Below are 24,129 nucleotides of genomic sequence, written 5' to 3'. Positions count from 1 at the left end.
TCGTCGCCAGCCTAACGAGCGCGGCAGGGCCGCCGTCCGGTGGACGGCGGCCCTTCTCTTCCTCTGAGACGGCGCCGCGCTCTGCGCTGCCCCGACCGTCTTGACCGGCGGGATCGGACGCGGTCGGCTCAGCTGGACAGGGTGCGGGCGCCCAGCCGGGTGCGCAGCAGGGTGGCGGCGGCCTCGGCCAGCGCCACCGGGTCCACCGGCTGGGAGATCGCCGCGTCCGCCCGGCTCCAGGCGGCCAGCCAGCTGTCCTGCGGACGACCGATCAGCACCAGCACCGGCGGGCAGCCGTAGATCTCGTCCTTCACCTGCCGGGCCAGGCCGAGCCCGCCGGCCGGCACCGCCTCGCCGTCGAAGACGCAGAGGTCCACGCCGCCCTTCTCCAGCGCCCGCAGCACCGCCGGAGTGGTGGCGCACTCCAGGTACTCCAGCTCCGGCAGGTCGGCGGCCGGGCGCCGGCCGAGGGCCGCGGTCACCTGCGCCCGGGTGTTGCGGTCGTCGCTGTAGACGAGGACGGTGAGCGTCTCGTCGCTGCCGTACGTCATCGGACCTGCTCCCATGTGTCAGACGAATGTGATCCAGACCACGTCCACCACCTCCGGATGCTACTCCCGCTTCCCCCGTCCCGGTGAGCATCCGGCACGATCTCCTCGCCGGCACCGGGATCCGGCTGGAGCCACTTGCGTGAGTCACCGTCACCCGTGCGGGCGATGGAGCGTCAGCGGATGGCCCTGACAGCCCGTCCGAGGGCACCCGAGGGGAGCAAAGCAGCTGGTACGGGCATCCGGGCATACCGCACGCACCGGACACTCCGAGGAAGACCCCCCGGCGTGAAGACGGAATAAGGGACCGACATAATGTCGGTCGTGGCGACAGCAACAGCAACAGAAACCGGGCACGCGCATGGATCGGTCAACCGACCGAACATGACCAGTGTCGGAACCATCGTCTGGCTGAGTTCCGAGCTGATGTTCTTCGCGGCCCTCTTCGCGATGTACTTCACGGCGCGTTCCGTGAAGGGACCAGACTTCTGGGCCGAGAAGGCGCATGCCCTCAACGTCCCCTTCTCCTCCGTGAACACCACGATCCTGGTGCTCTCCTCGCTCACCTGCCAGCTCGGCGTGTTCGCCGCCGAGCGCGGTGACGTCAAGAAGCTCCGCTCGTGGTTCACGGTCACCTTCGTGATGGGCGCGATCTTCATCGGCGGCCAGATCTACGAGTACACCTCGCTGGTGAAGAAGGACCACCTCTCGTTGTCCTCCGACCCGTACGGCACGGTGTTCTACCTGACCACCGGCTTCCACGGGCTCCACGTGACGGGCGGTCTGATCGCCTTCCTGCTGGTGCTGGGGCGGACCTACGCCGCCAAGCGGTTCACGCATGAGCAGGCCACCGCGGCGATCGTCGTGTCGTACTACTGGCACTTCGTCGACGTGGTCTGGATCGGCCTCTTCGCGACCATCTACCTGATCAAGTAACCGATCAGGTCGCTGGCTCGCCGGCCGGACCCGAATGCCCGAGCGGCGACGGGTCCTTTGCCCGTGCCCCACGCCCCTGCCGGTACCGTCACCGGCACCGGGCCACCACCACCAGACGACCAGATCCTGACACCGGGGTTAATCCGTGAAAAAGCTCTCCGCACGACGGCGCCACCCACTGGCGGCGCTGGTCGTCCTACTCTTCGCCCTCGTGGCCTCCGGGGGGCTGTACGCCGCGTTCGCGCCCGCCGAGAAGGCCCAGGCTGACAGCTCCGCGCAGTCGCTTGCGATCGACGAGGGCAAGCGGCTCTTCGCCGTCGGCTGCTCCTCCTGCCACGGCCTGAACGGCCAGGGCTCCAGCATGGGCCCGAGCCTGGTCGGCGTGGGTTCCGCCGCCGTCGACTTCCAGGTCGGCACCGGCCGGATGCCCGCCCAGCAGCCCGGCGCCCAGGTCCCCCGTAAGAAGGGCATCTACAGCCAGCCCGAGATCGACCAGCTGGCCGCCTTCGTCGCCTCGCTGGGTCCCGGCCCGGTGACGCCGACCCAGGACCAGTACACCGCGACCGAGACGGACGCCATCTCCAAGGGTGGCGAGCTCTTCCGCACCAACTGCTCGCAGTGCCACAACTTCGCCGGTGCGGGTGGTGCGCTGACGCAGGGTAAGTTCGCCCCGTCGCTGGAGAACGTCGACCCCAAGCACATCTACGAGGCCATGCAGACCGGCCCGCAGAACATGCCCTCCTTCCCGGACACCACCATGCCGGAGAAGCAGAAGCAGGAGATCGTGGCCTTCGTCCGCTACCAGGCCAACGAGGCGCCGAACCCCGGTGGTCTCTCGCTGGGTAGCCTCGGCCCGGTCACCGAGGGCCTGTTCGGTTGGATCTTCGGCCTCGGCGTCCTGATCGCCGTCGCGATCTGGGTTGCCGCCCACACCACCAAGGCCAAGAAGTCATGAGCCAGGACATGTCAGACGACAAGCTGCCGCAGGCGCACGGCGCCGGCGAAGGGCACGGCGAGGTAGCCGCTGCCGACAACCCGTTCGCGGACCCGGGCCTGCCGCCCCACGAGCCGCGGCGGACCGACATCGACGAGCGGGCCGCCAAGCGGGCCGAGCGCCAGGTGTCGCTGCTGTTCATCGTCTCGATGCTGGCCACCGTCGGCTTCATCGCCTCGTACGTGGCCATCGACCCGGCGAAGATCGTCTACATCTTCCCGCTGGGTCACATCAGCGCCCTGAACTTCGCGCTCGGCATGACCCTGGGCGTGGCGCTCTTCTGCATCGGCGCCGGCGCCGTGCACTGGGCCCGCACCCTGATGTCGGACGTCGAGCTGCCGGCCGAGCGCCACCCGATCGAGGCCGACGACGAGGTCCGCGCGGACGTCATCCAGCAGTTCAAGACCGGTGCCGGCGAGTCCGGCTTCGGCCGCCGCAAGATGATCCGCAACACGCTGATCGGCTCGATGGCGCTGGTCCCGCTCTCCGGTGTGGTGCTGCTGCGCGACCTCGGCCCGCTGCCGGGGACGAGCCTGGACACCACGGCTTGGAAGGAGGCCACTCCGACCGACCCGATCCGCCTGATCAACGTGAACACCAACCTGCCGATGAAGGCCGAGGACATCGCGGTCGGCTCGCTGACCTTCGCCAAGCCCGGCCCCTCGGCGCTGCGTCCGGACGGTCTGCAGGAGTCCGACGAGGACTTCCAGCAGGTCATCGCCAAGTCCGCGCTGATGCTGATTCGCATCCAGCCGAGCGACATCAAGGACGCCAAGTCCGCGGGCCTCGGCTTCGAGGGCGTGCTCGCCTACTCCAAGATCTGCACCCACGTCGGTTGCCCGATCTCGCTGTACGAGCAGCAGACCCACCACGCGCTCTGCCCGTGCCACCAGTCGACCTTCGACCTGTCGGACGGCGCCCGCGTCATCTTCGGCCCGGCCGGCCACCCGCTGCCGCAGCTGAAGATCACCACCGATGCCTCGGGCTACCTGATCGCCACCCAGGACTTCGATCTGCCCGTCGGCCCGAGCTTCTGGGAGCGCAACGCATGAGTTCCTCGGCCAGCGCCAAGACGGCCGCACCGGCCAGCACCCGCGCCAAGCCCGCCAACAAGGCCGAGGCCGCCGCGGACTACCTGGACGGCCGGCTGGGGATCTACTCCCTCGCCAAGTCCAACCTGCGCAAGATCTTCCCGGACCACTGGTCCTTCATGCTCGGTGAGATCTGCCTCTACACCTTCATCATCATCATCCTGACGGGTGTCTACCTGACGCTCTTCTTCAAGCCGAGCATGGGTGAGGTCGTCTACAACGGCTCCTACGCCCCGCTCAACGGCATCAGGATGTCGGAGGCCTACGCCTCGACTCTGAACATCAGCTTCGAGGTCCGCGGTGGTCTGCTGATCCGCCAGATCCACCACTGGGCCGCCATCGTGTTCGTCGCGGCGATGTTCGTACACATGATGCGCGTCTTCTTCACCGGCGCGTTCCGCAAGCCCCGTGAGATCAACTGGATCTTCGGCTTCCTGCTGCTCTTCCTGGGCTTCTTCGACGGCTTCCTCGGGTACTCGCTCCCCGACGACCTGCTCTCCGGTACCGGTATCCGGTTCATGGAGGGCGCCATCCTGGCCGTCCCGCTGGTGGGCACCTACATCTCGTTCTTCCTGTTCGGCGGGGAGTTCCCCGGCACCGACATCGTGCCGCGGTTCTTCACCATCCACGTGCTGCTGATCCCGGGCGTCATGCTCGGCCTGCTGGTGGCGCACCTGATCCTGGTCTTCTACCACAAGCACACCCAGTGGGCGGGCCCGGGCCGGACCGAGAAGAACGTCGTCGGCATGCCGCTGATGCCGGTCTACATGGCCAAGGCCGGTGGCTTCTTCTTCCTGGTCTTCGGCATCATCGCGGCGATGTCCGCGATCGCCTCGGTCAACCCGGTCTGGGCCTACGGCCCGTACCGTCCGGACCAGGTCTCCACCGACGCCCAGCCCGACTGGTACATGGGCTTCGCCGAGGGTCTGATCCGTGTCATGCCGGGTTGGGAGATCCGGGCTTGGGGACACACCCTGAACCTGGGTGTCTTCATCCCGCTGATGCTCTTCCCGCTGGTCCTGCTGATGATCGCGGTCTACCCGTTCATCGAGTCCTGGATCACCGGCGACAAGCGCGAGCACCACATCCTGGACCGCCCGCGCAACGCCCCGGTCCGCACCGCTCTCGGTGCCGCCTGGATCAGCCTCTACCTGGTGCTGCTCTCCGGCGGTGGCAACGACCTGATCGCGACGCACTTCCACCTGTCGCTGAACGACATCACGTACTTCGTGCGTGCCGGCTCGTTCATCGTCCCGGTCATCACCTACTTCGTCACCAAGCGCTGGTGCCTCGGCCTGCAGCGCCGTGACAAGGAGAAGGTGCTGCACGGTCGCGAGACCGGTGTCATCAAGCGGCTGCCGCACGGTGAGTTCATCGAGGTGCACGCCCAGCTCCCGCAGGACAAGCTGCACACGCTCACCTCGCACGAGCAGTACGAGCCCGTCGAGCTGCCCGCCGAGGTCGACGAGAACGGTGTCGCCCGCAAGGTCGGCCTGCTCACCAAGACCCGGGCCAAGCTGTCCGAGGGCTACTTCGGCGAGCAGGGCCAGATCGCCAAGCCGACCGCCGAGGAGCACCAGGAGATCACCAGCGGCCACGGCCACCACTGATCTCCGCTCTCGGCAGAGAGCACAGCGTCAGCCACCTGAGGGCCCCTGCCCGGCATCCGCCGGGCAGGGGCCCTTGGCATATTCGGGCCGCCCGGTCGCGGGTGCACAATATGGTGACGCCTCGTCAGCCCCCGCAGAAGGAGCCGCAGCAAGTGCAGCTGAGCATCGACCACGCCGGCCCCACTCCCCCGTACGAGCAGCTGCGCGCGCAGATCGCCGAGCAGGCCAGGGCCGGCGCCCTGCCGGCCGGGCTGAAGCTCCCCACCGTGCGGGCGCTGGCCGAGCAACTGGGCCTGGCGGCCAACACGGTGGCCCGCGCCTACCGGGAGCTGGAGGCGGACGGCGTGGTGGAGACCCACGGCCGGCGCGGCACCCTGGTGGCCGCGGTGGGCGACACCGCGCACCGGCTGGCCAGCACGGCGGCCAACGAGTACGCCGAGCGGGTGCACCGACTGGGCCTGGACCGCGACGAGGCCCAGGCGACCGTCACCGGCGCACTGGACCTCGTCTACGGGGGGCTGGGGCGCTCCTAGGGCCTAGCAGCGCCCTTGATCCATGGGAGCGGCTAGAACTGCGGCTTCAGGGTGGCGGCGGCCTGCGCGGCCGCCGGCGGGGCATCGGTGCTGACCGGCTTGCCCAGCGCGCTGCCCTTCAGCCAGTCGTCCCAGCTCAGGTTCCAGTCCCCGAAGCCGTTGCCGAACGGCTCCATCTGGTGCCCCTTGCTGTTGACCACCTGGACGATGTCGCCGACCCGGGTGTTCTCGTAGAACCACTTGGCGTGCTCGGTGCTCATGCCGGTGCAGCCGTGGCTGACGTTCGCGACGCCCTGGGAGCCCACCGACCAGGGTGCGGCGTGCACGTACTCGCCGCTCCAGGTCACCCGGGTGGCCCACTCGACATGGAGGTCGTAGGCCTCGCTGCTGCCCTCGGCGATGCCGATGGTCTCGCTCTTCATCTGCACCGAGCGCTCCTGGCCGAGCACCACCTTGATGCCGTTGCGGGTGTCGAAGCCGGGCTTGCCGGTGGTCACCGGGATGATGCTCACCACCTCGCCGTTGCGCTTGAAGGTGAGCTCGTCGCTGGCGGCGTCCACGACGGCCTCCACCCGGTCGCCGACGGTGAAGGCGACGCCGGTGGCCGGGCCGCCGTACATCCCGTGGTCGTCGATCGCCATGCCCTGGCCGGCCCAGCCGAGCTTCACCTTGGCGCCGGTGGGCCAGTAGTCCTTCGGGCGGAAGTGCAGGTTCTTGGCGTCCACCCAGTACCAGGCGCCGGTCACCGCGGGCGTGGAGGTCACCGTGAGGGCCTGCTCGACCCGCTGGCGGTCGGCGGGGTCGGTGATCGGCTCGGACAGCTCCGCGGTCAGCGGCTCGCCCACGCCGTAGGTGTCCCGGCCCAGGTCGGGGCCGAGCGCCACGGTGAGCGTGATGTCGGCCGCCTTGGTGGTGAACTCCGCGGTGGTCTGGCCGCGGCCGCCGCGGCGGTCGGCGGCCGCGATCCGAGCGCGGTAGTGGGTGGCCGGCAGCAGCGGGGCGGTGCTGTGCCAGCCGTGCCCGTCGGGGTCCAGCGCGCCGGTCACCTGCTTGCCGTCCGGACCGCTCAGCGTCACGTCGGTGACGGTGCCGCCCTGTGCGGTCACCGTGAACGGCTTGCCCGGGTCGGCGTCGGCCCCGGCCGAGGTGTGCACCAGGCGGCCGGCGTCGATCGTGTGCGGCGTGGCTATTCCGTCGCCGCTGCCGGAGCAGGCCGCGAGCGGCCCGGCCAGCAGCGGGGTGAGTGCCAGCCAGACCGCCCCACGACGGCCCCGCGCGGTACTGCTCCCCCGGTCTCCTGCCCATCTGACGGCCACCGGATCCTCCTGAGGCTCGGACGATGCATCAGATCGTAGGAACATCACCGCACCTCGATCCGCTGCCCGCACGCCGCTGCACCCGCCGGGGTGAATCTGCCACCTGGGCGGAGCAACAAAAGAGGCGGGACCCCTCCGAAGAGGGGTCCCGCCGGTGCGTCGGATGCCGGACCTTACTGGTTCCGGTTCTCGCCGCGGTAGAACTCGAAGACCCAGCCGTACAGGCCGATCAGGATAATCGGGACGGCCCAGAACATCAGCCACCAGCCGAAGATGACGCCGCAGAAAGCGAGGGCGCCACCGATCGCCAGGGAGAGCGGCTGCCAGCTGTGCGGGGCGAAGAAGCCCATCTCACCGGCGTCGTCCGAGACCTCGGCCTCGGGGTTGTCGCCCGCGCCCAGGTCCACCCGGCGGGCCGTGAAGCCCAGGTAGAAGGCGATGAAGGCGCACAGGCCGAAGGCCAGGAAGAGTGCCGTGGTGCCGGCTGCCTCGGGGTGGCCCTTGCTCGAGTCGGTCCAGACGCCGTACACGATCGCCATGATCAGGATGAAGGCGGCGAAGCCCGCGAAGATCTTGCCTTGTTCCTTCATCAGGCACCGCCCTCCTTCTTGCCCGGCTTGTCGTACTCGGCCGGAATGACGCCCTCCAGGTGCTTGGCCGTGTGGCCGTGCAGCTCCAGGTAGTCCAGCTGGGCGATGTCCGGGTGGTGCAGGTCGAACGCCGGGGATTCGGAGCGGATCCGCGGCAGGGTGAGGAAGTTGTGCCGCGGCGGCGGGCACGAGGTCGCCCACTCCAGCGAACGGCCGTAACCCCACGGGTCGTCGACCTCGACCTTCTCGCCGTACTTGGCGGTCTTCCAGACGTTGTAGAGGAACGGCAGGATCGACATACCGAGCAGGAACGAACCGATGGTCGAGACGGTGTTCAGGGTGGTGAAGCCGTCCGAGGCCAGGTAGTCGGCGTAGCGGCGGGGCATGCCCTCGGCGCCGAGCCAGTGCTGCACCAGGAAGGTGGTGTGGAAGCCGATGAACAGCGTCCAGAAGGTGATCTTGCCGAGGCGCTCGTCCAGCATCTTGCCGGTCATCTTCGGCCACCAGAAGTGGAAGCCGGCGAACATCGCGAAGACGACGGTGCCGAAGACCACGTAGTGGAAGTGGGCGACGACGAAGTACGAGTCCGAGACGTGGAAGTCGATCGGCGGCGAGGCGAGCAGCACACCGGTCAGACCACCGAAGAGGAAGGTGACCAGGAAGCCGACCGTCCAGAGCATCGGGGTCTCGAAGCTCAGCGAGCCCTTCCACATGGTGCCGACCCAGTTGAAGAACTTCACACCGGTCGGGACCGCGATCAGGAAGGTCATGAAGGAGAAGAACGGCAGCAGCACCTGGCCGGTGACGTACATGTGGTGTGCCCACACCGTCACCGAGAGGCCGGCGATGCCGATGGTCGCGGCGATCAGGCCGGAGTAGCCGAACATCGGCTTGCGGCTGAAGACCGGGATGATCTCCGACACGATGCCGAAGAACGGCAGCGCGATGATGTACACCTCAGGGTGACCGAAGAACCAGAACAGGTGTTGCCATAGCAAGGCTCCACCGTTGGCCGGATCGAATACGTGTGCCCCGAATTTGCGGTCCGCCTCCAGGGCGAACAGCGCGGCGGCGAGCACCGGGAAGGCCAGCAGCACCAGCACGGCGGTCAGCAGGACGTTCCAGACGAAGATCGACATCCGGAACATCGTCATGCCGGGGGCGCGCATGCAGATGATGGTGGTGATGAAGTTGACCGCACCGAGGATGGTGCCGAAGCCGGAGAAGGCCAGACCCATGATCCACATGTCGGCGCCGACACCCGGCGAGCGGACCGCGTCCGACAGCGGCGAGTAGGCGAACCAACCGAAGTCGGCCGCACCCTGCGGGGTGAGGAAGCCGCCGACCGCGATCAGCGAGCCGAACAGGTAGAGCCAGTAGGCGAACATGTTCAGCCGCGGGAACGCGACGTCGGGCGCACCGATCTGGAGCGGCATGATCCAGTTCGCGAAGCCCGCGAAGAGCGGGGTGGCGAACATCAGCAGCATGATCGTGCCGTGCATGGTGAACGCCTGGTTGAACTGCTCGTTCGACAGGATCTGAGTCCCGGGACGAGCCAGCTCGGCGCGCATCACCAGCGCCAGGATGCCACCGATCAGGAAGAACGCGAACGAGGTACCGAGGTACAGCGTGCCGATCGTCTTGTGGTCGGTGGTGGTCAGCCACTTGATGATGGTGGCGCCGGGCGTACGGGGGCGCTTGACCTTGCCCGCCGCGACGGTGCCCCCGGCCCCGCCGGCCGCGGCGGGTTCGTTGAGGAGGGTCACTTCTCTTCACTTCCCATGCTCGTGATACCCGAGGGCACCGCGCCGGCCTGGCCCAGGGCGCGCAGGTCCTGCAGGTGCTTCACGTAGTCGTCGTGCGAAACGACCTTCACCTTGAAGAGCATCCGGGAGTGGTCCACGCCGCAGAGCTCAGCGCACTTCCCGTCGAACTCGCCGATCTGGGTCGGGGTGACCTCGAACTTGTTCACCACGCCCGGCACGACGTCCATCTTCATGAGGAAGTTGACGGGCCAGAAGTCGTGGATCACATCGCGGGAGGTCAGCCGGAACTGCACCGACTCGTTGACGGGCAGCCAGAGCACGGGCACGTCCTTGGGAGTGCCCACGTCGTAAGCGGCGGTCTGGCTGTTGGGGTCAGGGTTCTCGGTGTTCTCGTAGTTGAACGCCCAGCTCCACTGGAAGCCCACCACGTTGACGTAGTGCTGCGGCTTGGCGGAGACCGAGGTCAGCTTCGCCTCGTCGCGGGCGACGAAGTAGAAGAGGACCGAGACGATGACGATGGGGACCGCCGTGTACAGCGCCTCGATCGGCACGTTGTACCGGGTCTGCGGCGGGATCTCGATACCGGTGCGGCTGCGCCGGTGGAAGATCACGCTCCAGAGGATCAGACCCCACATCAGTACGCCGACTGCCAGCGCCGCGATCCAGGACCCCTGCCACATCTGAAGGACGAGGTGTCCAGTGGAGGTGACGGGGCTCGGCATGCCAAGCCTGGGCAGGTCGTTGGACGAGCAGCCAGTAGCGGTCGCGATGACGAGGCCCAGTGCCAGCGCCTGAGGCAGCTTCCGCCGCATCGTGCGCCGCGGCGAGCGGTCGGAGCCGTTGGGACTCACGTAGCGCCTTCCCGAAGTCTCGCCCGCGATCGCGCCGCCCCGGGAGTACGCTGAGCCTCCCCGGCGACCCGCCCACGGGCACGGTTTGAATGCTTATGCGGGCCAAACCCTACTCCAGGCTTATGTGGACCTGACGAGCAGGTCCCGGTAACGCGCCGCCCGCCTACCCGATCAGCCCCGGCAGGTGCGGACTCCCAGGTCATCGCGGGCTTTCCGGGCCCGTACACCCCATCGAGTGATGCCGCAGAGCCGACCGGGTGACGGTCCGTCGGGTGGGGACGAAGCGGACAAAATCCTCACCGTCGCGGGGCTCGGCTGACGGGCCGTGAGGGCCGGATAGCGTGTCGGATGTGCCGCCCACTGAGAACGTCTACTTCGACACCGCCAGCACCTCCCCACTGCACCCCGTCGCCCGGCAGGCGCTGACCGCCGCCCTGGACGAGGGCTGGGCCGACCCGGCCCGGCTCTACCGCTCCGGGCGGCAGGCCCGGATGCTGCTCGACGCCGCCCGCGAGACCGTGGCCGAGGCGCTGGGCGCCCGCCCCGACGAGGTCTCCTTCACCGCCAGCGGCACCCAGGCCGTCCAGCTGGGCATGCTCGGCGCGCTGCGCGGGCGCCGCCGGACGGGCCGTCACCTGGTGCACTCGGCGGTGGAGCACTCCAGCGTGCTGCACACCGCGGAGCGGTTCGAGGCGGACGGCGGGGAGGTGGCGGCGGTGCCGGTGGACCGGCAGGGCCGGGTCTCCCCCGCCGAGTTCGCCGCCGCGGTGCGGCCGGACACCGCGCTCGCCGTGCTGCAGTCGGCCAACCACGAGGTGGGCACGGTGCAGCCGGTGGCCGAGACCGCCGCGCTGCTCCAGGACGTCCCGCTGCTGGTGGACGCCGCGCAGAGCGCCGGGCGGCTGCCGGTCCCGGCCGGCTGGTCGCTGCTGACGGCCAGTGCGCACAAGTGGGGCGGGCCGCCCGGGGTCGGGGTGCTGGCGGTGCGCAAGGGCAGCCGGTTCAACTCCGCGCTGCCGGCCGACGAGCGGGAGGGCGGCCGGGTGCCCGGCTTCGTCAATGTGCCCGCGATCGTGGCCGCGGCCGCCTCGCTGCGCGCCGTCCAGGCCGAGGCGGCGGCCGAGAACGCCCGGCTGCACGCCCTGGTGGAGCGGATCCGGGCCGCGGTGCCGCGGTTGGTGCCGGAGGTGGAGGTGGTCGGCGATCCGGTCGGCCGGCTGCCGCACATCGTCACCTTCTCCTGCCTCTACGTGGACGGCGAGGTGCTGCTCGGCGAGCTGGACCGGGCCGGCTTCGCGGTCTCCTCCGGCTCCTCCTGCACGTCGAGCACCCTGACTCCGAGCCATGTGCTGGCCGCGATGGGAGTACTGACGGAGGGCAACGTGCGCCTCTCGCTGCCCACCGGGACCACCGCCGAGCAGGTGGAGCGGTTCCTCACGGTGCTGCCCGAGCTGGTCGCCCGGGTCCGCGAACCGCTGGGGCTGGACCTGCCGGCACCCACGGCTGCGGCCGGTTCCGAGCTGGTGGTCGATCAGCTGGGCAAGCGCTGTCCGCTGCCGGTGATCGAGCTGGCCAAGCGGATCGGCGAGGTGCCGGTGGGCGGGCTGGTGGTGGTGCTGGCCGACGACGAGGCCGCCCGCCTCGACATCCCGGCCTGGTGCGAGATGCGCGGGCAGGCCTACGAGGGCGAAGCCCCGGCCGACGCCTACGGGGCGGACCGGGGCTTCGCGTACCTGGTGCGGCGGGTCAGCTGAGCGACTGAGCTGCGACGCAGCGGAGGGTAGGGGTCCGCCGGGACCCCCAGCCTCCGGCTGCGGGGAGCGGCGGGCACCTGCCCGCGGCGGAGGAGCAGCTCACCAAGCGACCATTCAGCCGGCTGATCAGCCGAGCTTGGCCGAAAGCTCGGCGGCGGCCGGCTCGCCGTAGGCGGCGCCGAAGCGCTCCAGGAAGTGGCCGGTGCGCAGCTCGTACTCCTGGGTGCCGACGGTCTCGATCACCAGGGTGGCCAGCATGCAGCCGATCTGGGCGGCCCGCTCCAGGCCCAGGCCCCAGGCGAGGCCGGCCACGAAACCGGCCCGGAAGCCGTCGCCGACACCGGTCGGGTCGGCCTTGACCAGCTCCGGCGGGCACGTCACGGTGAGGTCCGGCTCGCCCTGGCGCTGGATCCGCACACCCTTGGCACCCAGCGTGGTGACCCGGGTGCCGACCCGGGTCAGGATCTCCTCGCCGGTCCAGCCGGTCTTGGACTCGATCAGCGCGGCCTCGTACTCGTTGGTGAACAGGTAGGCGGCGCCGTCCACCAGCTCGCGGATGTCGTCGCCGTCCAGCCGGGCCAGCTGCTGCGAGGGGTCGGCGGCGAAGGCGTAGCCGCGGGTGCGGCACTCCTGGGTGTGGCGCACCATCGCCTGCGGGTCGTCGGCGCCGATCAGCACCAGGTCGAGCCCGCCGACCCGCTCGGCGACCGGCTGCAGCTCGATGTTGCGGGCCTCGGCCATCGCGCCGGTGTAGAAGGACGCGATCTGGTTGTGGTCCTCGTCGGTGGTGCACATGAAGCGCGCGGTGTGCCGGGTCTCGGAGATGTGCACCGAGTCGGTGTCCACGTTGTGCCGCTGCAGCCAGGAGCGGTACTCGGCGAAGTCGGCGCCGGCCGCGCCGACCAGGACCGGCCGCAGGCCCAGCAGGCCCATGCCGAAGGCGATGTTCGGCCCGACGCCGCCGCGGCGGATCTCCAGCGAGTCGACCAGGAACGAGAGCGAGACGGTGTGCAGCTGCTCCGGGACCAGCTGGTCGGCGAACCGACCCGGGAAGGTCATCAGATGATCGGTGGCGATCGAGGCGGCGACGGCGATGCGCACGGAAGGGTCTCCTCATCGGGGGACGGCTGGCCAACCCCCCTACGGTACCGGCCGGGGTGCGGCCGCATCCCGCCAACCGTCCGAGCGACTACCTGCGGGTAGGTCTGGCCGCTCCCGGCGGCGCGGCCTAGGGTCGCGATCAGCGGGGCCCACCCGGGCTCCGGACGCCGCGGCGACGGTGCCGCGGCCGGCGATCGGAGCGCACTCCATGCTGCCCAGTCACTCCCCCGTCCAGCTGCCCGGCGAGGCCGACCCGGACACCCTCGACGCCCTGCTGGACTCCTCACGGCGGCTCGGCGTCTTCTGGCCGCTGCTGGAGGGCGCTGCGGAGCCGGGCAGTGCGCCCGGCGGCGCGATCACGGTGCCGGCCAGGACCAGGGAGCTCGTCGCCGGGATGGCGGAGTACGGGCTGTGAACCCGGGCTGAAAATTCTCCCGCCCGGTCGGGAACCCGTTTCCTCCGTGCCACGTCAGATCCGCGCAGCCAACGCTGTGAAAGGGATCCGCCGAACACTGGAGGACGTCGCACCATGGACGACAAGACCACCGCTCCCCACCCGGCCGCACCGACCGGTCGGCCGACCCGCCGCCGGCGGGCACTGGCGGCCGCCGCGCTGCTGCTCTCGGTTTCGGCGGCGGTCAGCGCGTGCGGCAGCAGCGGCGGCAAGACCGCCGCGAGTGGCACGAGCGCCTCGGTGTCGACCGGTGCCTCCCCCGCGCCGAGCGGCTCGGCCTCCGGCGCGCCGTCCGCCGGTTCCTCGGCCGCCCCGTCCGGCGCCCCGGCCACCGGCAAGGCCGGCGCCTCCGGGGGCAGCAGCGGCGCCCTGCCCGGGGGCAACCCCTCGGCTCCGCTCAAGACCCAGGCCCCCGGCTCACCGCTCCCGGTCGACCCGATCCACCCCGCCACCGCGTTCAAGCCGGAGAGCTACCTCTCCAACGGCAACCAGCTGACCGTCTTCTTCACCGGCGGCATCTGCGACAAGTACGGCCTGAAGATCAACGAGAAGCCGGGCGGCGTGGTCGGGGTGGACGTGGTGATCGCCGAGCCCGCGCCGGCCGGCCAGCAGTGCCCGGCGCTGTCCAAGCGCCAGTCCGTGGTGGGCACCCTCGCCCAGCCGCTGAACGGCCGCTCGGTGGTGAGCCTGCGGGACAGCTCCCCGGTGCCGCTGGAGTCGGCGCCGGGCGGCGGCCCGGTCAGCGCCGGCAACTGACCGCACCGCGCGCAGGACGAAGGGGCGGCCCCCGGAGTGCTCCGGGGGCCGCCCCTTTCCGATCGGCTCAGCGACTTAGCTGAACGAGTCGCCGCAGGCGCAGGAGCCGGTGGCGTTCGGGTTGTCGATGGTGAAGCCCTGCTTCTCGATGGTGTCGACGAAGTCGACCGTGGCACCGCCGAGGTAAGGGGCGCTCATCCGGTCGGTGACGACCTTGACGCCACCGAACTCCTTGACGACGTCGCCGTCGAGCGAGCGCTCGTCGAAGAAGAGCTGGTACCGCAGGCCCGAGCAGCCGCCCGGCTGCACGGCGACGCGCAGCGCGAGGTCGTCGCGGCCTTCCTGGTCCAGCAGGGCCTTCACCTTGGCCGCAGCGGCATCGGTAAGGAGCAGACCACTCTCGACGGTGGTCTCGTCCTGGACGGTCATCTGCTTACTCCCGGTCTATGACGACGTAGTGCCGCCAGTGCCAACCAGCGGCTGCCCGATTTGATTCCGGGCAGTGGATCCGGCGTCTTGTGGATTGCACGGTGCCGGGCGCCGCCCGTTCCCGTTGTCCGTTCCATGCTCGCACATGCGCGTAATCGCCGACGCGGGTCGGGGCCGAGCCGCCAGGATGGTCGGATGATCCTGCGTCAGCTGCATGACTCGAATGCCGAGGCCGAGACCGTCCGGGAGATCGCGCTGGCCGCCTTCAGCCCGCTCTCCCCCGGGCCGGCGCACCGGCCGACCGAGGCGGAGAACGTCTTCCACCGGGCCCGGACCAGGCATCTGGTCGCCCACGACCCGCAGGGCTGCTGGCTGGCGGTGGTGGACGGGCGGCCGGTGGGGTTCGCGCTCTCGCTGCGCCGCGAGGGCGTGTGGGTGCTGGCGCTCACGGCGGTGCTGCCCGACTTCCAGGGCAAGGGCATCGGGCGGCTGCTGCTGGACCGGGCCGCCGAGCACGGGCGCGGCTGCCTGCGCGGCATGATGACCGTCTCGACCGACCCGGCCGCCGCCCGCCGCTACCGCCGGGCCGGCTTCAGCCTGTACCCGGCCATGCGGCTGACCGGCGACATAGACCGGTCGGCGCTGCGGGAGGTGGGCGAGCTGCCGGTGCACCGCGGCACCGAACGCCAGCTGGACCTGCTGGACTCCATCGACCGCCGGGTGCGCGGCGCCGCGCACGGGGTCGACCACCGGCTGATGCTGGCGCACTACGAGGAACTGCTGGTGGTCGACACCCTGGCCGGCAGCGGCTACTGCTACCGGGACGGCGGGACGGTCAAACTGCTGGCGGCCACCTCGCGCCGGCTGGCGGCCCGGCTGCTGCGCGAGGCGCTGGCCCGGGTGCCGCAGGGCGCCCGGGCCAAGGTGGAGCACGCCACCGCGGAGCAGGAGTGGGCGGTGGACGTCGGCCTGGACCTCGGGCTGGCCCTGGAGAACGCCGGCTACCTGGCGCTGCGCGGGATGCGCCCGCCGACCGCCTACCTGCCCAGCGGCGCCTTCTTGTAAGTCCTTCAAGTCCTGGTCAGGCCATGGTGTCCAGGATCTCCCGGACCATCTCCATGGTGGTGCCCGGGTGCAGGAACGCGAACCGGGCCACCGTCTCGCCGTCCCAGCCGGTGGGGGTGACGAAGCCGATCTGGTCGGCGAGCAGCCGGTGCGACCAGTCGTAGTACTGCTGCTCGGTCCAGCCGGTGCGGCGGAAGCAGACCGCGGAGAGCTGCGGGTCGTGCAGCAGTTCCAGGTGCTCGGTCTGGCGGATCAGCTGGGCGGTGTCCCGGGCCAGTGTGAGGCCCTCCTCGATCGCGTCGGTGTAGGCCTGGGTGCCGTGCACCGCGAGCGAGAACCAGAGCGGCAGGCCGCGGGCCCGGCGGGTCAGGTGGTAGGCGTAGTCGGTGGGGTTCCACTCGTCGCCCTCGTGGTGCAGCACGTCCAGGTAGCCGGCGTCCTGGGTGTGCACGGCCTTGGCCAGGCGCGGCTCGCGGTAGAGCAGCGCGGCGCAGTCGAAGGGCGCGAACAGCCACTTGTGCGGGTCGACGACGAAGGAGTCGGCGTGCTCGATGCCGTTGTAGCGCTCCCGGATCGAGGGGGCGAACAGGCCTGCGCCGCCGTACGCGCCGTCCACGTGGAACCACAGGCCGCGCTCCCGGGTGACCTCGGACAGGCCCTGCAGGTCGTCGATGATGCCCTCGTTGGTGGTGCCGGCGGTGCCGACCACGGCGATGACGGTTTCGGGGTTGGGGTCGGCGGCCAGCGCGGCCCGCAGCGCCTCGCCGGTGAACCGGCGGTCCACGGTCGGGACCTTGAAGGCCTCCACGCCGATGATGTTGAAGGTGTTCTTCACCGAGGAGTGCACCTGGTCGGCCACCGCGATCCGCAGCCGGGCCTCCGGGCCACTGTGCTGATTCCTACTGGCGAGCTTGCGGCGGGCCGTGTCGCGGGCCACCACCAGCGCCGAGAGGTTGCCGGCCGAGCCGCCGGAGACGAAGGTGCCGCCGGCCGTCTCGGGCAGCCCGGCCCGGTCGGCTATCAGGCGCAGCACCTGGTTCTCGGCGGCGATCGCACCGGCCGCCTCCAGCCAGGAGATGCCCTGCAGCGAGGCGCAGGAGACCACCATGTCGAAGAGCAGCGCGGCCTTGGTCGGCGCGCACGGGATGAAGGAGAGGTAGCGCGGGCTGTCGGCGGAGATCACCGCGCGGGACAGCTCGTGGTCGTAGAGCTTGAGCACGTCGGCCGGGTTGTTGCCGTGCTCGTTCAGCAGGCCGGCCAGGTGCGCGCGCAGCTGCTCGCCGTCCCCGGGGTGGTCGAGCGGCACCGGGTCGTACTGCAGCCGCTCGCGCATGTAGCCGAAGACCAGGTCGACCAGCTCGTTGTCGGGCCGGTGCATGCGGTTGGGTGCGGTGCTCACAGGGGTACTCCTTCGGCTGAACAACTCGGATCAGCGTAGGCAGCGCGGGGTGTCACCCGCGCGTCCGAATGCGCCGGTCCAGGCAGCTTTCGAGCGTCTTCGGCGGCCCTGGCGCAGGATTCCTGCGTGCCCCGGTCCCAGCGGCTCGCGGGTCAGCCGATCAACCGGGAGAGCACCACCGAGCTGCGGCTGCGCTGGACGCCGGGCTCCTTGCGGATCCGCTCGATCACCGCCTCCAGGTGGCGGGTGTCGGCGGCCCGCAGGTGGACCAGGGCGTCCGGGTCGCCGGTGACCGTCCAGGCCGCGACCACCTCGGGGAACTGGCGCAGGCTGGCCAGGATCTCCTCTGGCGCGGTCCGCTCGCGGCAGTAGACCTCGACGAAGGCCTCGGTCTGCCAGCCGAGCAGCTCCGGGTCGAGCACCACGGTGAAGCCGCGCACCACGCCGCGGGCCCGCAGCCGGTCGATCCGGCGGCGCACGGCGGTCGCCGAGAGATTGGCGAGCAGGCCGATCTCGGCGTACGAGGCCCGGCCGTCCCGGCCCAGGTGGGCCAGCAGCAGGCGGTCGGTCTCGTCCAGGGAGACTCCGCCCAGCTCGGACGGGGGTCTGCTGGTGCTCATGGCTGGCCGGTCTCCCAGAGGGTTCGGATTGCGGACGGCGGTTACCGCCGCCCCCATTCTCCCGAACCCTGCTGATCAGTCCACCATCCGGTGATCAGTCCACGGTCAGCACGATCTTGCCGCGGGTGCGGCGCTCGGCCAGCAGTTCCTGGGCGGAGGCGGCCTGGGCCAGCGGGAAGGTGGCGGCCACGTTGACGGTGAGCCGGCCGCTGTCGGCGAGTTCCCCGAGGGCGGCGAGGTCGGCCGGGTCGGGGCGCGTCCAGACGTAGCGGCCGCCGTGGTCGACCACGGCGGTGTCGACGATCGAGGCGATCCGCCCCGGGTCGGCGACCAGCTCCCGGGACACCTCCGGCGCCGAGCCGCCGACCAGGTCGAAGGCGGCGTCCACACCCTGCGGGGCGAGCTCCCGGACCCGGTCGGCCAGCCCCTCCCCGTAGGCGACCGGCTCGGCGCCGAGCGAGCGCAGATAGCCGTGGTTGTGCTCGCTCGCGGTGCCGATCACCCGGGCGCCGAGGGCGACGGCGATCTGGGTGGCCATGCTGCCCACCCCGCCGGCCGCCGAGTGGATCAGCACCGTCTCGCCCGGCTTGACGGCCAGCGCCCCGTGCAGTCCCTGGTAGGCGGTCAGCCCGGCCAGTGGCAGCCCGCCGGCCTGCGCCCAGTCCAGCGAGGCGGGCTTGCGGGCCAGGGTGCGCACCGGGCACGCGACCAGCTCGGCGAAGGTGCCGTTCTGCACCCAGTCCTTGTGGACGTAGCCGATCACCTTGTCGCCCACCTGGTACTCGGTCACCGCAGGGCCGACCCGCTCCACCACGCCGGCCACGTCCCAGCCCATGACCAGCGGGAACCGCACCTCCAGCACGGCGTCTGCGGTGCCCTCCCGGATGTGCCGGTCGGCCGGGTTGACGCCGGCCGCCTTGACCCGGACCAGCACCGCGTCGGGATCCAGCTTGGGGTCGGGCAGCTCCATGAACTCGACGACTTCGGGGCCGCCGTAGCGTTGGATCGCGATTGCCTTCATAGAGCCCAGCAAACACGCTCCCGGCCACGATCGCCGGGACGCGTGCGCACTGAGTCGAGTCGACCTGACGTCACGCCGATCCGTCGAGACGATCGCGTCACATCGACACGATGTCCATCGTCAGAGTGACGCTAACAGGGTTATGATAGATAGCGTCAGATAGACGAGAAGGCTGGTAGTGTCCGGCCCCACAGGAGGGCAGCCGCCCGTGACCACCATCGTTGACAGCACCTTCACCGAGCCGACGGCCACGCCGCTGGCCCTGCTGCTGCTCGGCCGCCAGGCCGACCCGAACAGCGAGCGCGGCGTCGAGTGCCCCGGCGATCTGCCGCCCGCCTCCGACCCGGAGCTGATCGAGCGCGCCCGCGCCGCCAAGGCCAAGCTCGGTGACCGCGTCTTCATCCTGGGCCACCACTACCAGCGCGACGAGGTCATCGAGTTCGCCGACGTCACCGGTGACTCCTTCAAGCTGGCCCGCGACGCGGCGGCCCGTCCGGAGGCCGAGTACATCGTCTTCTGCGGTGTGCACTTCATGGCCGAGTCGGCGGACATCCTGACCGGCGACGCGCAGCGGGTCGTGCTGCCGGACCTGGCGGCCGGCTGCTCGATGGCCGACATGGCCACCGCCGAGCAGGTCGCCGAGTGCTGGGACGTGCTGCGGGACGCCGACATCGCCGACGTGACCGTGCCGGTCTCCTACATGAACTCCTCCGCCGACATCAAGGCGTTCACCGGCAAGCACGGCGGCACCATCTGCACCTCCTCCAACGCCAAGCGGGCCCTGGAGTGGGCCTTCGAGCAGGGGGAGAAGGTGCTGTTCCTGCCGGACCAGCACCTGGGCCGCAACACCGCGGTGCGGGACATGGGCTTCTCGCTGGACGACTGCGTGCTCTACAACCCGCACAAGCCGAACGGCGGCCTGACCGCCGAGGAGCTGCGGAACGCCAAGATGATCCTCTGGCGCGGGCACTGCTCGGTGCACGGCCGCTTCACCCTGGACTCGGTGGCCGAGGTCCGGGAGCGGATCCCGGGCGTCACCGTGATGGTGCACCCCGAGTGCCGCCACGAGGTGGTCGCCGCCGCCGACCTGGTGGGCTCCACCGAGTACATCATCAAGGCGCTGGACGCCGCCGAGCCCGGCTCCAAGTGGGCCATCGGCACCGAGCTCAACCTGGTCCGCCGGCTCGCCAAGGCGCACCCGGACAAGGAGGTCGTCTTCCTGGACCGCTCGGTCTGCTTCTGCTCCACGATGAACCGGATCGACCTGCCGCACCTGGTGTGGGCGCTGGAGTCGCTGGTCGAGGGCCGGGTGCCGAACGTGATCACGGTGGACCCGGAGACCGAGAAGTTCGCCAAGGCCGCCCTGGACCGGATGCTGGCCCTGCCGTAACGATTCCTCACGTCGCCTCACGTCGAAGGGGCGGCACCCGCAGTGCGGGTGCCGCCCCTTCGACGTCGGTCGGCCGCTACTCCGGGATGCCCGGAATCAGGCCGTCGCCCTCGGCCCGCAGCAACTCCCGGACCTCCTCGATCGTGGCGCCGTCGCGCGGCAGGATCGAGTCGGACGGGCCCAGGTAGTCCGCCGCCACCGGGACGGCCGCCTCGCGCACCGCACCGAGCAGGTTGTCCAGAGCGGTCCGGAACTTGCCCTCGTCGCCCGAGTCCAGCGCCTTGAGCAGCTCGTCGTCGAGCTGGTTGAGCCGGTTCAGGTGCTCGTCCGCCACCTCGAACTGGCCCTCAGCCATGATCCGCATGATCATGCCGGTGTTTCTCCCTGCTGTTCGAGCCGGTGGACTTACTTCTGGTAGTTGATGGTGGGCGGCGGGGTGTCCTGCTGGCCGTGCCCGTTCTGGTGCTGCTGCGCGCCGCCGCCGTTGCCCTGCTCCAGCGCCGCCGGGCCGGTGGAACCGCCGCTCAGCTCGGCCTTCATCCGGGCCAGCTCCAGCTCCACGTCGCTACCGCCGGCCACCCGCTCCAGCTCGGCCTCGATGTCGTCCTTGCGGCCGAGCCCGGAGGAGTCGTCCAGCGCGCCGGAGGCGAGCAGCTCGTCGATCGCGCCGGCCCGGGCCTGCATCTGCGCCGTCTTGTCCTCGGCCCGCTGGATCGCCAGGCCGACGTCGCCCATCTCCTCGGAGATGCCGGAGAACGACTCGGCGATCCGGGTCTGCGCCTGGGCAGCGGTGTAGGTGGCCTTGATGGTCTCCTTCTTGGTACGGAAGGCGTCCACCTTGGCCTGCAGCCGCTGGGAGGCGAGCGTGAGCTTCTCCTCCTCGGCCTGCAGCTGCTGGTACTGGACCTGGAGGTCGTTGATCTGGGACTGCATCGACGACTTGCGGGTCAGCGCCTCCCGAGCCAGGTCCTCACGGCCCAGGGACAGCGCCTTGCGGCCCTGGTCCTCGTACTTGGCCGACTGCTGCTGGAGCTGGGTCAGCTGGAGCTCCAGCCGCTTGCGCGAGGTGGCGACGTCGGCGACACCCCGGCGGACCTTCTGCAGCAGCTCGAGCTGCTTCTGGTACGAGTAGTCCAGCGTCTCGCGGGGATCCTCCGCCCGGTCCAGGGCCTTGTTCGCCTTGGAGCGGAAGATCAACCCCATACGCTTCATGATTCCGTCGCTCATGGGCCTCGGGTGCCCCCTTCTCCGGGCTGCGGATTGCTATCTCGTACCGAATTATCTACTGCGAGTGTAGGTGCAGCGGGGCCATCACCGCAGTGCCCTCTGCTGCAACAAGACTGCTACGACCGGCCATGCCCCGGCCTCATCCCCTGGGTGGATCTGCACCCCCTACTCGCGGCCCGCCCGGACGGGGGCAACCGTACGGGACCACCACCCCGTACCCTTGTCATCGTGTTCCGACGCCGTTCAGATGAAGCCACCTCCTCCGCCACCGCGCTGGCCGAGCAGGACGACGCCCAGACCCGCGACCCGCAGGCGAAGAAGGGCCGCCCCACCCCCAAGCGCAGCGAGGCCCAGGCCAACCGCCGCGTCCGGGTGAGCGTGCCCAAGGACCGCAAGGAGGCGTCCCGGCAGTCCCGGGAGCGGCTTCGAGCCGAGCGCGAGAAGCAGCGCGAGGCCCTGATCAACGGTGACGAGCGCGCCCTGCCGGCCCGTGACAAGGGCCCGGTGCGCAAGTTCGCCCGCGACTACATGGACTCCCGCTGGTCGGTGGCCGAGTTCTTCCTCCCGTTCGCCGTGCTGATCCTGATCCTCAGCATCGTGCGGGTGCCGGCCCTGCAGCTGCTCTCCACGCTGCTCTTCCTGATCTTCCTGATCCTGGTGATCGTCGACTTCGTGCGGCTCGGCCTGGGCCTGCGCCGGGCGCTGGCCAACCGGTTCCCGGACACCGACAGCCGCGGCACCGTGATGTACGGCCTGATGCGCAACCTCCAGCTGCGCCGACTGCGGCTTCCCAAGCCGCAGGTGAAGCGGGGCGAGCACCCCTGACCGCGGAACCGCTGCCGTACGACTGGGCCCCCGCCGCCACGGGCACCGGGCCCGGCCTGTACGCGCTGCCCGGCCAGACCGACGGCGGGCACGAGCGCGCCGCGGGCAACGGCTACCCGCAGCACGGCCTGCCCGCCCGCAGCGGCTCGTTCGCCGGCGGCGCCGGAGCCTGGCTGGAACGGCAGGGCGGGCTGCACAACCTGGTCCGCCAGGAGATGGTGGGCCGCCAGCTGGCCGAGCAGCTGCTGCAGCACTTCGGGATGCGGGTGGTCCAGGAGCCGCTGCGGGTGCTGGACGTCGGCTGCGGCCAGGGCACCCAGGCCATCCGGCTGGCCCGGGCCGGCCACTGGGTCACCGGCCTGGACTCCGACCCGGTCACCCTGGGCGCCGCCCAGGCGCTGCTCGGCGCCGAGTCGCCCGAGGTGCGCGACCGGGTCCGGCTGCTCAGCGGCGACGGCCACCACTGCGGGCGCTGGTTCGACCCGGGCAGCTTCGACGTGGTGCTCTGCCACGGGGTGCTGATGTACCTGCCCGACCCCGGCCCGCTGATCGCCTCGCTGGCCCGGATGATCGCCCCCGGCGGCCTGCTCTCGCTGCTCGCCCGCAACCGGGACGCGCTGGCCATGCGGGCCGGCCTCACCGGCGACTGGCGTGCCGCCGTGCAGGCCTTCGACTCCGACCACTACACCAACCGGCTCGGCCTGAGCGCCCGCGCCGACCGGCTCGCCGATCTGGCCACCACCCTGCGCGAGGTGTCCGTGCCGCTGCGGCACTGGTACGGCGTGCGGGTCTTCACCGACGCGACGCCGGACCACGCCGCCCCGGTGGACGGGCGCCAGCTCGGTCAGCTGCTGGACGCCGAGGAGCGGGCCGGGCGCGAGGACCCGTACCGCCAGGTCGCCGCGCTGCTGCACCTGGTGGGCACCAAGTAGTGCCCGCCCCGGCGGACCGTCAGCCCTCCTGCAGGCTCATCCCGTAGATCTTCGCGCCGTCCTCCAGCAGCACCACCGTGTCGACGCCGTCCTCCTTGAGGCCCTTCCACTCCTCGCCGATCCAGCTCTCCGCGTCGCCCTGGCTGGAGAACTCCTCGCCCGAGCCGCTCGCCGGGTTCAGCTGCGCGCCGTCCGCCCCCAGGTACTGCCACGTCCACGCCATGGGTCCACTCCGTCTCTGTCGTCTCTGTCGTGCGAGCTCCAGACAGGCAGGCTGCCCGCCCTGCCACCGGTCAACCCCGGTGGGCCAGGATGGAGCGTATGACACGCACCCTGATCCTCGGCGGGGCCCGGTCCGGCAAGTCGACCCGGGCCGAACAGCTGCTCGGCGAGCACCCCGACGTCCTCTACGTGGCCACCGGCGGCAGCCGCGAGGGCGACGCCGAGTGGGCGGCCCGGGTCGCGCTGCACCGGCGGCGCCGGCCGGCCGGCTGGCGCACCGCGGAGACCTGGGACCTGGAGGCGGTGCTGGCCGACGAATCCGACCCGGCCCCGGTGCTGATCGACTGCCTGGGCCTGTGGCTGACCCATGTGATGGACCGGGCCGGCGCCTGGGACGACGGCGACTGGGTCCGGTCCGCCGAGGCGTCGGTGGCCGAGCGGTGCGCCGAGCTGGCCGAGGCGGTCCGGCTGACCTCGCGTCGGGTGGTGCTGGTCAGCAACGAGGTCGGGCTGGGCGTGGTGCCCGCCACCGCGGCCGGCCGGCGGTTCCGGGACACCCTGGGGCGGCTCAACATGGCCGTCGCCGAGGCCGCCGACCAGGTCCTGCTGGTGGTGGCCGGTCAGGTGATGACGGTGAAGGACGCCCGGAGGGTCCGCCCCACTACTGGCGGCCCCTCCGGGGCTGATTGGTAAGGTTCC

Annotated in this window: 25 protein-coding genes and 1 pseudogene; 13 read left to right on the top strand and 13 right to left on the bottom strand. The window is 70.6% G+C overall.

Going from position 1 to position 24,129, the window contains the following annotated elements; genetic code table 11:
* Window positions 1-128: 128 nt before the first annotated feature.
* Window positions 129-551, bottom strand: a complete 423-nt coding sequence (locus tag P3T35_RS05420) for a hypothetical protein (protein ID WP_101379977.1) — start codon at window positions 549-551, stop codon at window positions 129-131.
* Between the two features lie 312 nt (window positions 552-863).
* On the opposite strand from P3T35_RS05420, the gene P3T35_RS05415 reads away from it, so the two are divergent.
* The 5 genes from P3T35_RS05415 (at window position 864) to P3T35_RS05395 (ending at window position 5,712) form a co-directional block, all read left to right on the top strand.
* Window positions 864-1,484, top strand: a complete 621-nt coding sequence (locus P3T35_RS05415) for a heme-copper oxidase subunit III (protein WP_101379978.1) — start codon at window positions 864-866, stop codon at window positions 1,482-1,484.
* 145 nt (window positions 1,485-1,629) lie between these two features.
* Window positions 1,630-2,439 (top strand): c-type cytochrome, encoded by an 810-nt coding sequence (locus P3T35_RS05410; protein WP_101379979.1) that lies wholly within the window; start codon window positions 1,630-1,632, stop codon window positions 2,437-2,439.
* Window positions 2,440-2,447: 8 nt separating this feature from the next.
* Window positions 2,448-3,530, top strand: a complete 1,083-nt coding sequence (locus P3T35_RS05405) for a Rieske 2Fe-2S domain-containing protein (protein ID WP_280704401.1) — start codon at window positions 2,448-2,450, stop codon at window positions 3,528-3,530.
* Window positions 3,527-5,179, top strand: a complete 1,653-nt coding sequence (locus tag P3T35_RS05400) for a cytochrome bc complex cytochrome b subunit (protein WP_101379981.1) — start codon at window positions 3,527-3,529, stop codon at window positions 5,177-5,179. Before P3T35_RS05405 ends, P3T35_RS05400 begins: the two co-directional genes overlap by 4 nt.
* 152 nt (window positions 5,180-5,331) lie before the next feature.
* Window positions 5,332-5,712 carry a GntR family transcriptional regulator gene (locus P3T35_RS05395; protein WP_280704398.1) on the top strand — a complete coding sequence of 127 codons (381 nt, stop codon included), beginning with the start codon at window positions 5,332-5,334 and terminating at the stop codon, window positions 5,710-5,712.
* 32 nt (window positions 5,713-5,744) lie between these two features.
* On the opposite strand, the gene P3T35_RS05390 is transcribed toward P3T35_RS05395, so the two are convergent.
* From P3T35_RS05390 to P3T35_RS05375, 4 genes are all read right to left on the bottom strand, one after another.
* Entirely contained in the window at window positions 5,745-7,028 is a 1,284-nt protein-coding gene (locus P3T35_RS05390) for an Ig-like domain-containing protein (RefSeq protein WP_280704396.1), read from the bottom strand.
* Window positions 7,029-7,201: 173 nt separating this feature from the next.
* Window positions 7,202-7,618, bottom strand: a complete 417-nt coding sequence (locus P3T35_RS05385; RefSeq protein WP_101379984.1) for a cytochrome c oxidase subunit 4 — start codon at window positions 7,616-7,618, stop codon at window positions 7,202-7,204.
* Window positions 7,618-9,384 carry a cytochrome c oxidase subunit I gene (gene ctaD / locus P3T35_RS05380; protein WP_101379985.1) on the bottom strand — a complete coding sequence of 589 codons (1,767 nt, stop codon included), beginning with the start codon at window positions 9,382-9,384 and terminating at the stop codon, window positions 7,618-7,620. Before ctaD ends, P3T35_RS05385 begins: the two co-directional genes overlap by 1 nt.
* Window positions 9,381-10,235: a cytochrome c oxidase subunit II gene (locus P3T35_RS05375; RefSeq protein WP_101379986.1), complete on the bottom strand. Its 855-nt coding sequence runs from the start codon at window positions 10,233-10,235 to the stop codon at window positions 9,381-9,383. The genes ctaD and P3T35_RS05375 overlap by 4 nt, the downstream gene beginning before the upstream one ends.
* Before the next feature lie 350 nt (window positions 10,236-10,585).
* On the opposite strand from P3T35_RS05375, the gene P3T35_RS05370 reads away from it, so the two are divergent.
* Entirely contained in the window at window positions 10,586-11,989 is a 1,404-nt protein-coding gene (locus P3T35_RS05370) for an aminotransferase class V-fold PLP-dependent enzyme (RefSeq protein ID WP_101379987.1), read from the top strand.
* A gap of 126 nt (window positions 11,990-12,115) precedes the next feature.
* On the opposite strand, the gene P3T35_RS05365 is transcribed toward P3T35_RS05370, so the two are convergent.
* Complete coding sequence (locus P3T35_RS05365; RefSeq protein ID WP_101379988.1) at window positions 12,116-13,090, bottom strand: carbohydrate kinase family protein; 975 nt, start codon at window positions 13,088-13,090, stop codon at window positions 12,116-12,118.
* Window positions 13,091-13,298: 208 nt separating this feature from the next.
* On the opposite strand from P3T35_RS05365, the gene P3T35_RS05360 reads away from it, so the two are divergent.
* Window positions 13,299-13,505, top strand: coding sequence for a hypothetical protein (locus P3T35_RS05360; RefSeq protein WP_101379989.1), 207 nt, complete (start codon window positions 13,299-13,301; stop codon window positions 13,503-13,505).
* A gap of 114 nt (window positions 13,506-13,619) precedes the next feature.
* On the top strand, window positions 13,620-14,300 hold the full coding sequence (locus P3T35_RS05355) for a hypothetical protein (protein WP_180356414.1): 681 nt from the start codon (window positions 13,620-13,622) through the stop codon (window positions 14,298-14,300).
* Window positions 14,301-14,375: 75 nt separating this feature from the next.
* On the opposite strand, the gene erpA is transcribed toward P3T35_RS05355, so the two are convergent.
* Window positions 14,376-14,729, bottom strand: a complete 354-nt coding sequence (erpA, locus tag P3T35_RS05350; protein WP_101379990.1) for an iron-sulfur cluster insertion protein ErpA — start codon at window positions 14,727-14,729, stop codon at window positions 14,376-14,378.
* Window positions 14,730-14,924: 195 nt separating this feature from the next.
* Between erpA and P3T35_RS05345 the strand changes: the two genes are divergently transcribed.
* On the top strand, window positions 14,925-15,794 hold the full coding sequence (locus P3T35_RS05345; protein WP_101379991.1) for a GNAT family N-acetyltransferase: 870 nt from the start codon (window positions 14,925-14,927) through the stop codon (window positions 15,792-15,794).
* A gap of 16 nt (window positions 15,795-15,810) precedes the next feature.
* On the opposite strand, the gene P3T35_RS05340 is transcribed toward P3T35_RS05345, so the two are convergent.
* From P3T35_RS05340 to P3T35_RS05330, 3 genes are all read right to left on the bottom strand, one after another.
* Window positions 15,811-17,193 (bottom strand): pyridoxal-dependent decarboxylase, encoded by a 1,383-nt coding sequence (locus P3T35_RS05340; RefSeq protein WP_280704389.1) that lies wholly within the window; start codon window positions 17,191-17,193, stop codon window positions 15,811-15,813.
* A gap of 152 nt (window positions 17,194-17,345) precedes the next feature.
* A complete protein-coding gene (locus P3T35_RS05335; RefSeq protein WP_101379992.1) occupies window positions 17,346-17,813 on the bottom strand; it encodes an Lrp/AsnC family transcriptional regulator in 468 nt (155 codons plus the stop codon).
* A 94-nt stretch (window positions 17,814-17,907) separates the two neighbouring features.
* On the bottom strand, window positions 17,908-18,834 hold the full coding sequence (locus P3T35_RS05330; protein WP_101379993.1) for an NADP-dependent oxidoreductase: 927 nt from the start codon (window positions 18,832-18,834) through the stop codon (window positions 17,908-17,910).
* Between the two features lie 217 nt (window positions 18,835-19,051).
* On the opposite strand from P3T35_RS05330, the gene nadA reads away from it, so the two are divergent.
* The gene (nadA, locus tag P3T35_RS05325; protein WP_101384963.1) at window positions 19,052-20,224 is read left to right on the top strand and encodes a quinolinate synthase NadA; all 1,173 of its coding nucleotides are present in this window, start codon (window positions 19,052-19,054) and stop codon (window positions 20,222-20,224) included.
* Between the two features lie 76 nt (window positions 20,225-20,300).
* On the opposite strand, the gene P3T35_RS05320 is transcribed toward nadA, so the two are convergent.
* Window positions 20,301-20,594 (bottom strand): hypothetical protein, encoded by a 294-nt coding sequence (locus tag P3T35_RS05320; protein ID WP_101379994.1) that lies wholly within the window; start codon window positions 20,592-20,594, stop codon window positions 20,301-20,303.
* Between the two features lie 35 nt (window positions 20,595-20,629).
* Window positions 20,630-21,451 carry a PspA/IM30 family protein gene (locus P3T35_RS05315; RefSeq protein ID WP_280704386.1) on the bottom strand — a complete coding sequence of 274 codons (822 nt, stop codon included), beginning with the start codon at window positions 21,449-21,451 and terminating at the stop codon, window positions 20,630-20,632.
* Window positions 21,452-21,679: 228 nt separating this feature from the next.
* Here P3T35_RS05315 and P3T35_RS05310 point away from each other — a divergent pair, with 228 nt between their 5' ends.
* Window positions 21,680-22,276: a DUF3043 domain-containing protein gene (locus tag P3T35_RS05310; RefSeq protein WP_101379996.1), complete on the top strand. Its 597-nt coding sequence runs from the start codon at window positions 21,680-21,682 to the stop codon at window positions 22,274-22,276.
* A gap of 215 nt (window positions 22,277-22,491) precedes the next feature.
* Entirely contained in the window at window positions 22,492-23,208 is a 717-nt protein-coding gene (locus P3T35_RS05305; RefSeq protein ID WP_180356416.1) for a class I SAM-dependent methyltransferase, read from the top strand.
* A gap of 19 nt (window positions 23,209-23,227) precedes the next feature.
* On the opposite strand, the gene P3T35_RS05300 is transcribed toward P3T35_RS05305, so the two are convergent.
* Window positions 23,228-23,431 carry a hypothetical protein gene (locus P3T35_RS05300; protein ID WP_101379998.1) on the bottom strand — a complete coding sequence of 68 codons (204 nt, stop codon included), beginning with the start codon at window positions 23,429-23,431 and terminating at the stop codon, window positions 23,228-23,230.
* A 104-nt stretch (window positions 23,432-23,535) separates the two neighbouring features.
* On the opposite strand from P3T35_RS05300, the pseudogene cobU reads away from it, so the two are divergent.
* A pseudogene (gene cobU, locus P3T35_RS05295) lies at window positions 23,536-24,123 on the top strand (bifunctional adenosylcobinamide kinase/adenosylcobinamide-phosphate guanylyltransferase); the annotation flags it as partial.
* Between the last annotated feature and the right edge of the window lie 6 nt (window positions 24,124-24,129).

This window comes from Kitasatospora sp. GP30, from assembly GCF_029892145.1.
Classification (GTDB): Bacteria; Actinomycetota; Actinomycetes; order Streptomycetales; family Streptomycetaceae; genus Kitasatospora; species Kitasatospora acidiphila.
This window is presented reverse-complemented; position numbering and strand designations above follow the sequence as displayed.

What these genes read in the sequence shown, in the direction of transcription:
- P3T35_RS05420 (WP_101379977.1), bottom strand. Translation starts at nt 551, where the DNA reads ATGACGTACGGCAGCGACGAGACGCTCACCGTCCTCGTCTACAGCGAC.
- P3T35_RS05415 (WP_101379978.1), top strand. Translation starts at nt 864, where the DNA reads ATGTCGGTCGTGGCGACAGCAACAGCAACAGAAACCGGGCACGCGCAT.
- P3T35_RS05405 (WP_280704401.1), top strand. Translation starts at nt 2,448, where the DNA reads ATGTCAGACGACAAGCTGCCGCAGGCGCACGGCGCCGGCGAAGGGCAC.
- P3T35_RS05400 (WP_101379981.1), top strand. Translation starts at nt 3,527, where the DNA reads ATGAGTTCCTCGGCCAGCGCCAAGACGGCCGCACCGGCCAGCACCCGC.
- P3T35_RS05385 (WP_101379984.1), bottom strand. Translation starts at nt 7,618, where the DNA reads ATGAAGGAACAAGGCAAGATCTTCGCGGGCTTCGCCGCCTTCATCCTG.
- P3T35_RS05360 (WP_101379989.1), top strand. Translation starts at nt 13,299, where the DNA reads ATGCTGCCCAGTCACTCCCCCGTCCAGCTGCCCGGCGAGGCCGACCCG.
- P3T35_RS05355 (WP_180356414.1), top strand. Translation starts at nt 13,620, where the DNA reads ATGGACGACAAGACCACCGCTCCCCACCCGGCCGCACCGACCGGTCGG.
- erpA (WP_101379990.1), bottom strand. Translation starts at nt 14,729, where the DNA reads ATGACCGTCCAGGACGAGACCACCGTCGAGAGTGGTCTGCTCCTTACC.
- P3T35_RS05345 (WP_101379991.1), top strand. Translation starts at nt 14,925, where the DNA reads ATGATCCTGCGTCAGCTGCATGACTCGAATGCCGAGGCCGAGACCGTC.
- P3T35_RS05335 (WP_101379992.1), bottom strand. Translation starts at nt 17,813, where the DNA reads ATGAGCACCAGCAGACCCCCGTCCGAGCTGGGCGGAGTCTCCCTGGAC.
- P3T35_RS05330 (WP_101379993.1), bottom strand. Translation starts at nt 18,834, where the DNA reads ATGAAGGCAATCGCGATCCAACGCTACGGCGGCCCCGAAGTCGTCGAG.
- P3T35_RS05320 (WP_101379994.1), bottom strand. Translation starts at nt 20,594, where the DNA reads ATGATCATGCGGATCATGGCTGAGGGCCAGTTCGAGGTGGCGGACGAG.
- P3T35_RS05315 (WP_280704386.1), bottom strand. Translation starts at nt 21,451, where the DNA reads ATGAGCGACGGAATCATGAAGCGTATGGGGTTGATCTTCCGCTCCAAG.
- P3T35_RS05305 (WP_180356416.1), top strand. Translation starts at nt 22,492, where the DNA reads ATGGTGGGCCGCCAGCTGGCCGAGCAGCTGCTGCAGCACTTCGGGATG.
- P3T35_RS05300 (WP_101379998.1), bottom strand. Translation starts at nt 23,431, where the DNA reads ATGGCGTGGACGTGGCAGTACCTGGGGGCGGACGGCGCGCAGCTGAAC.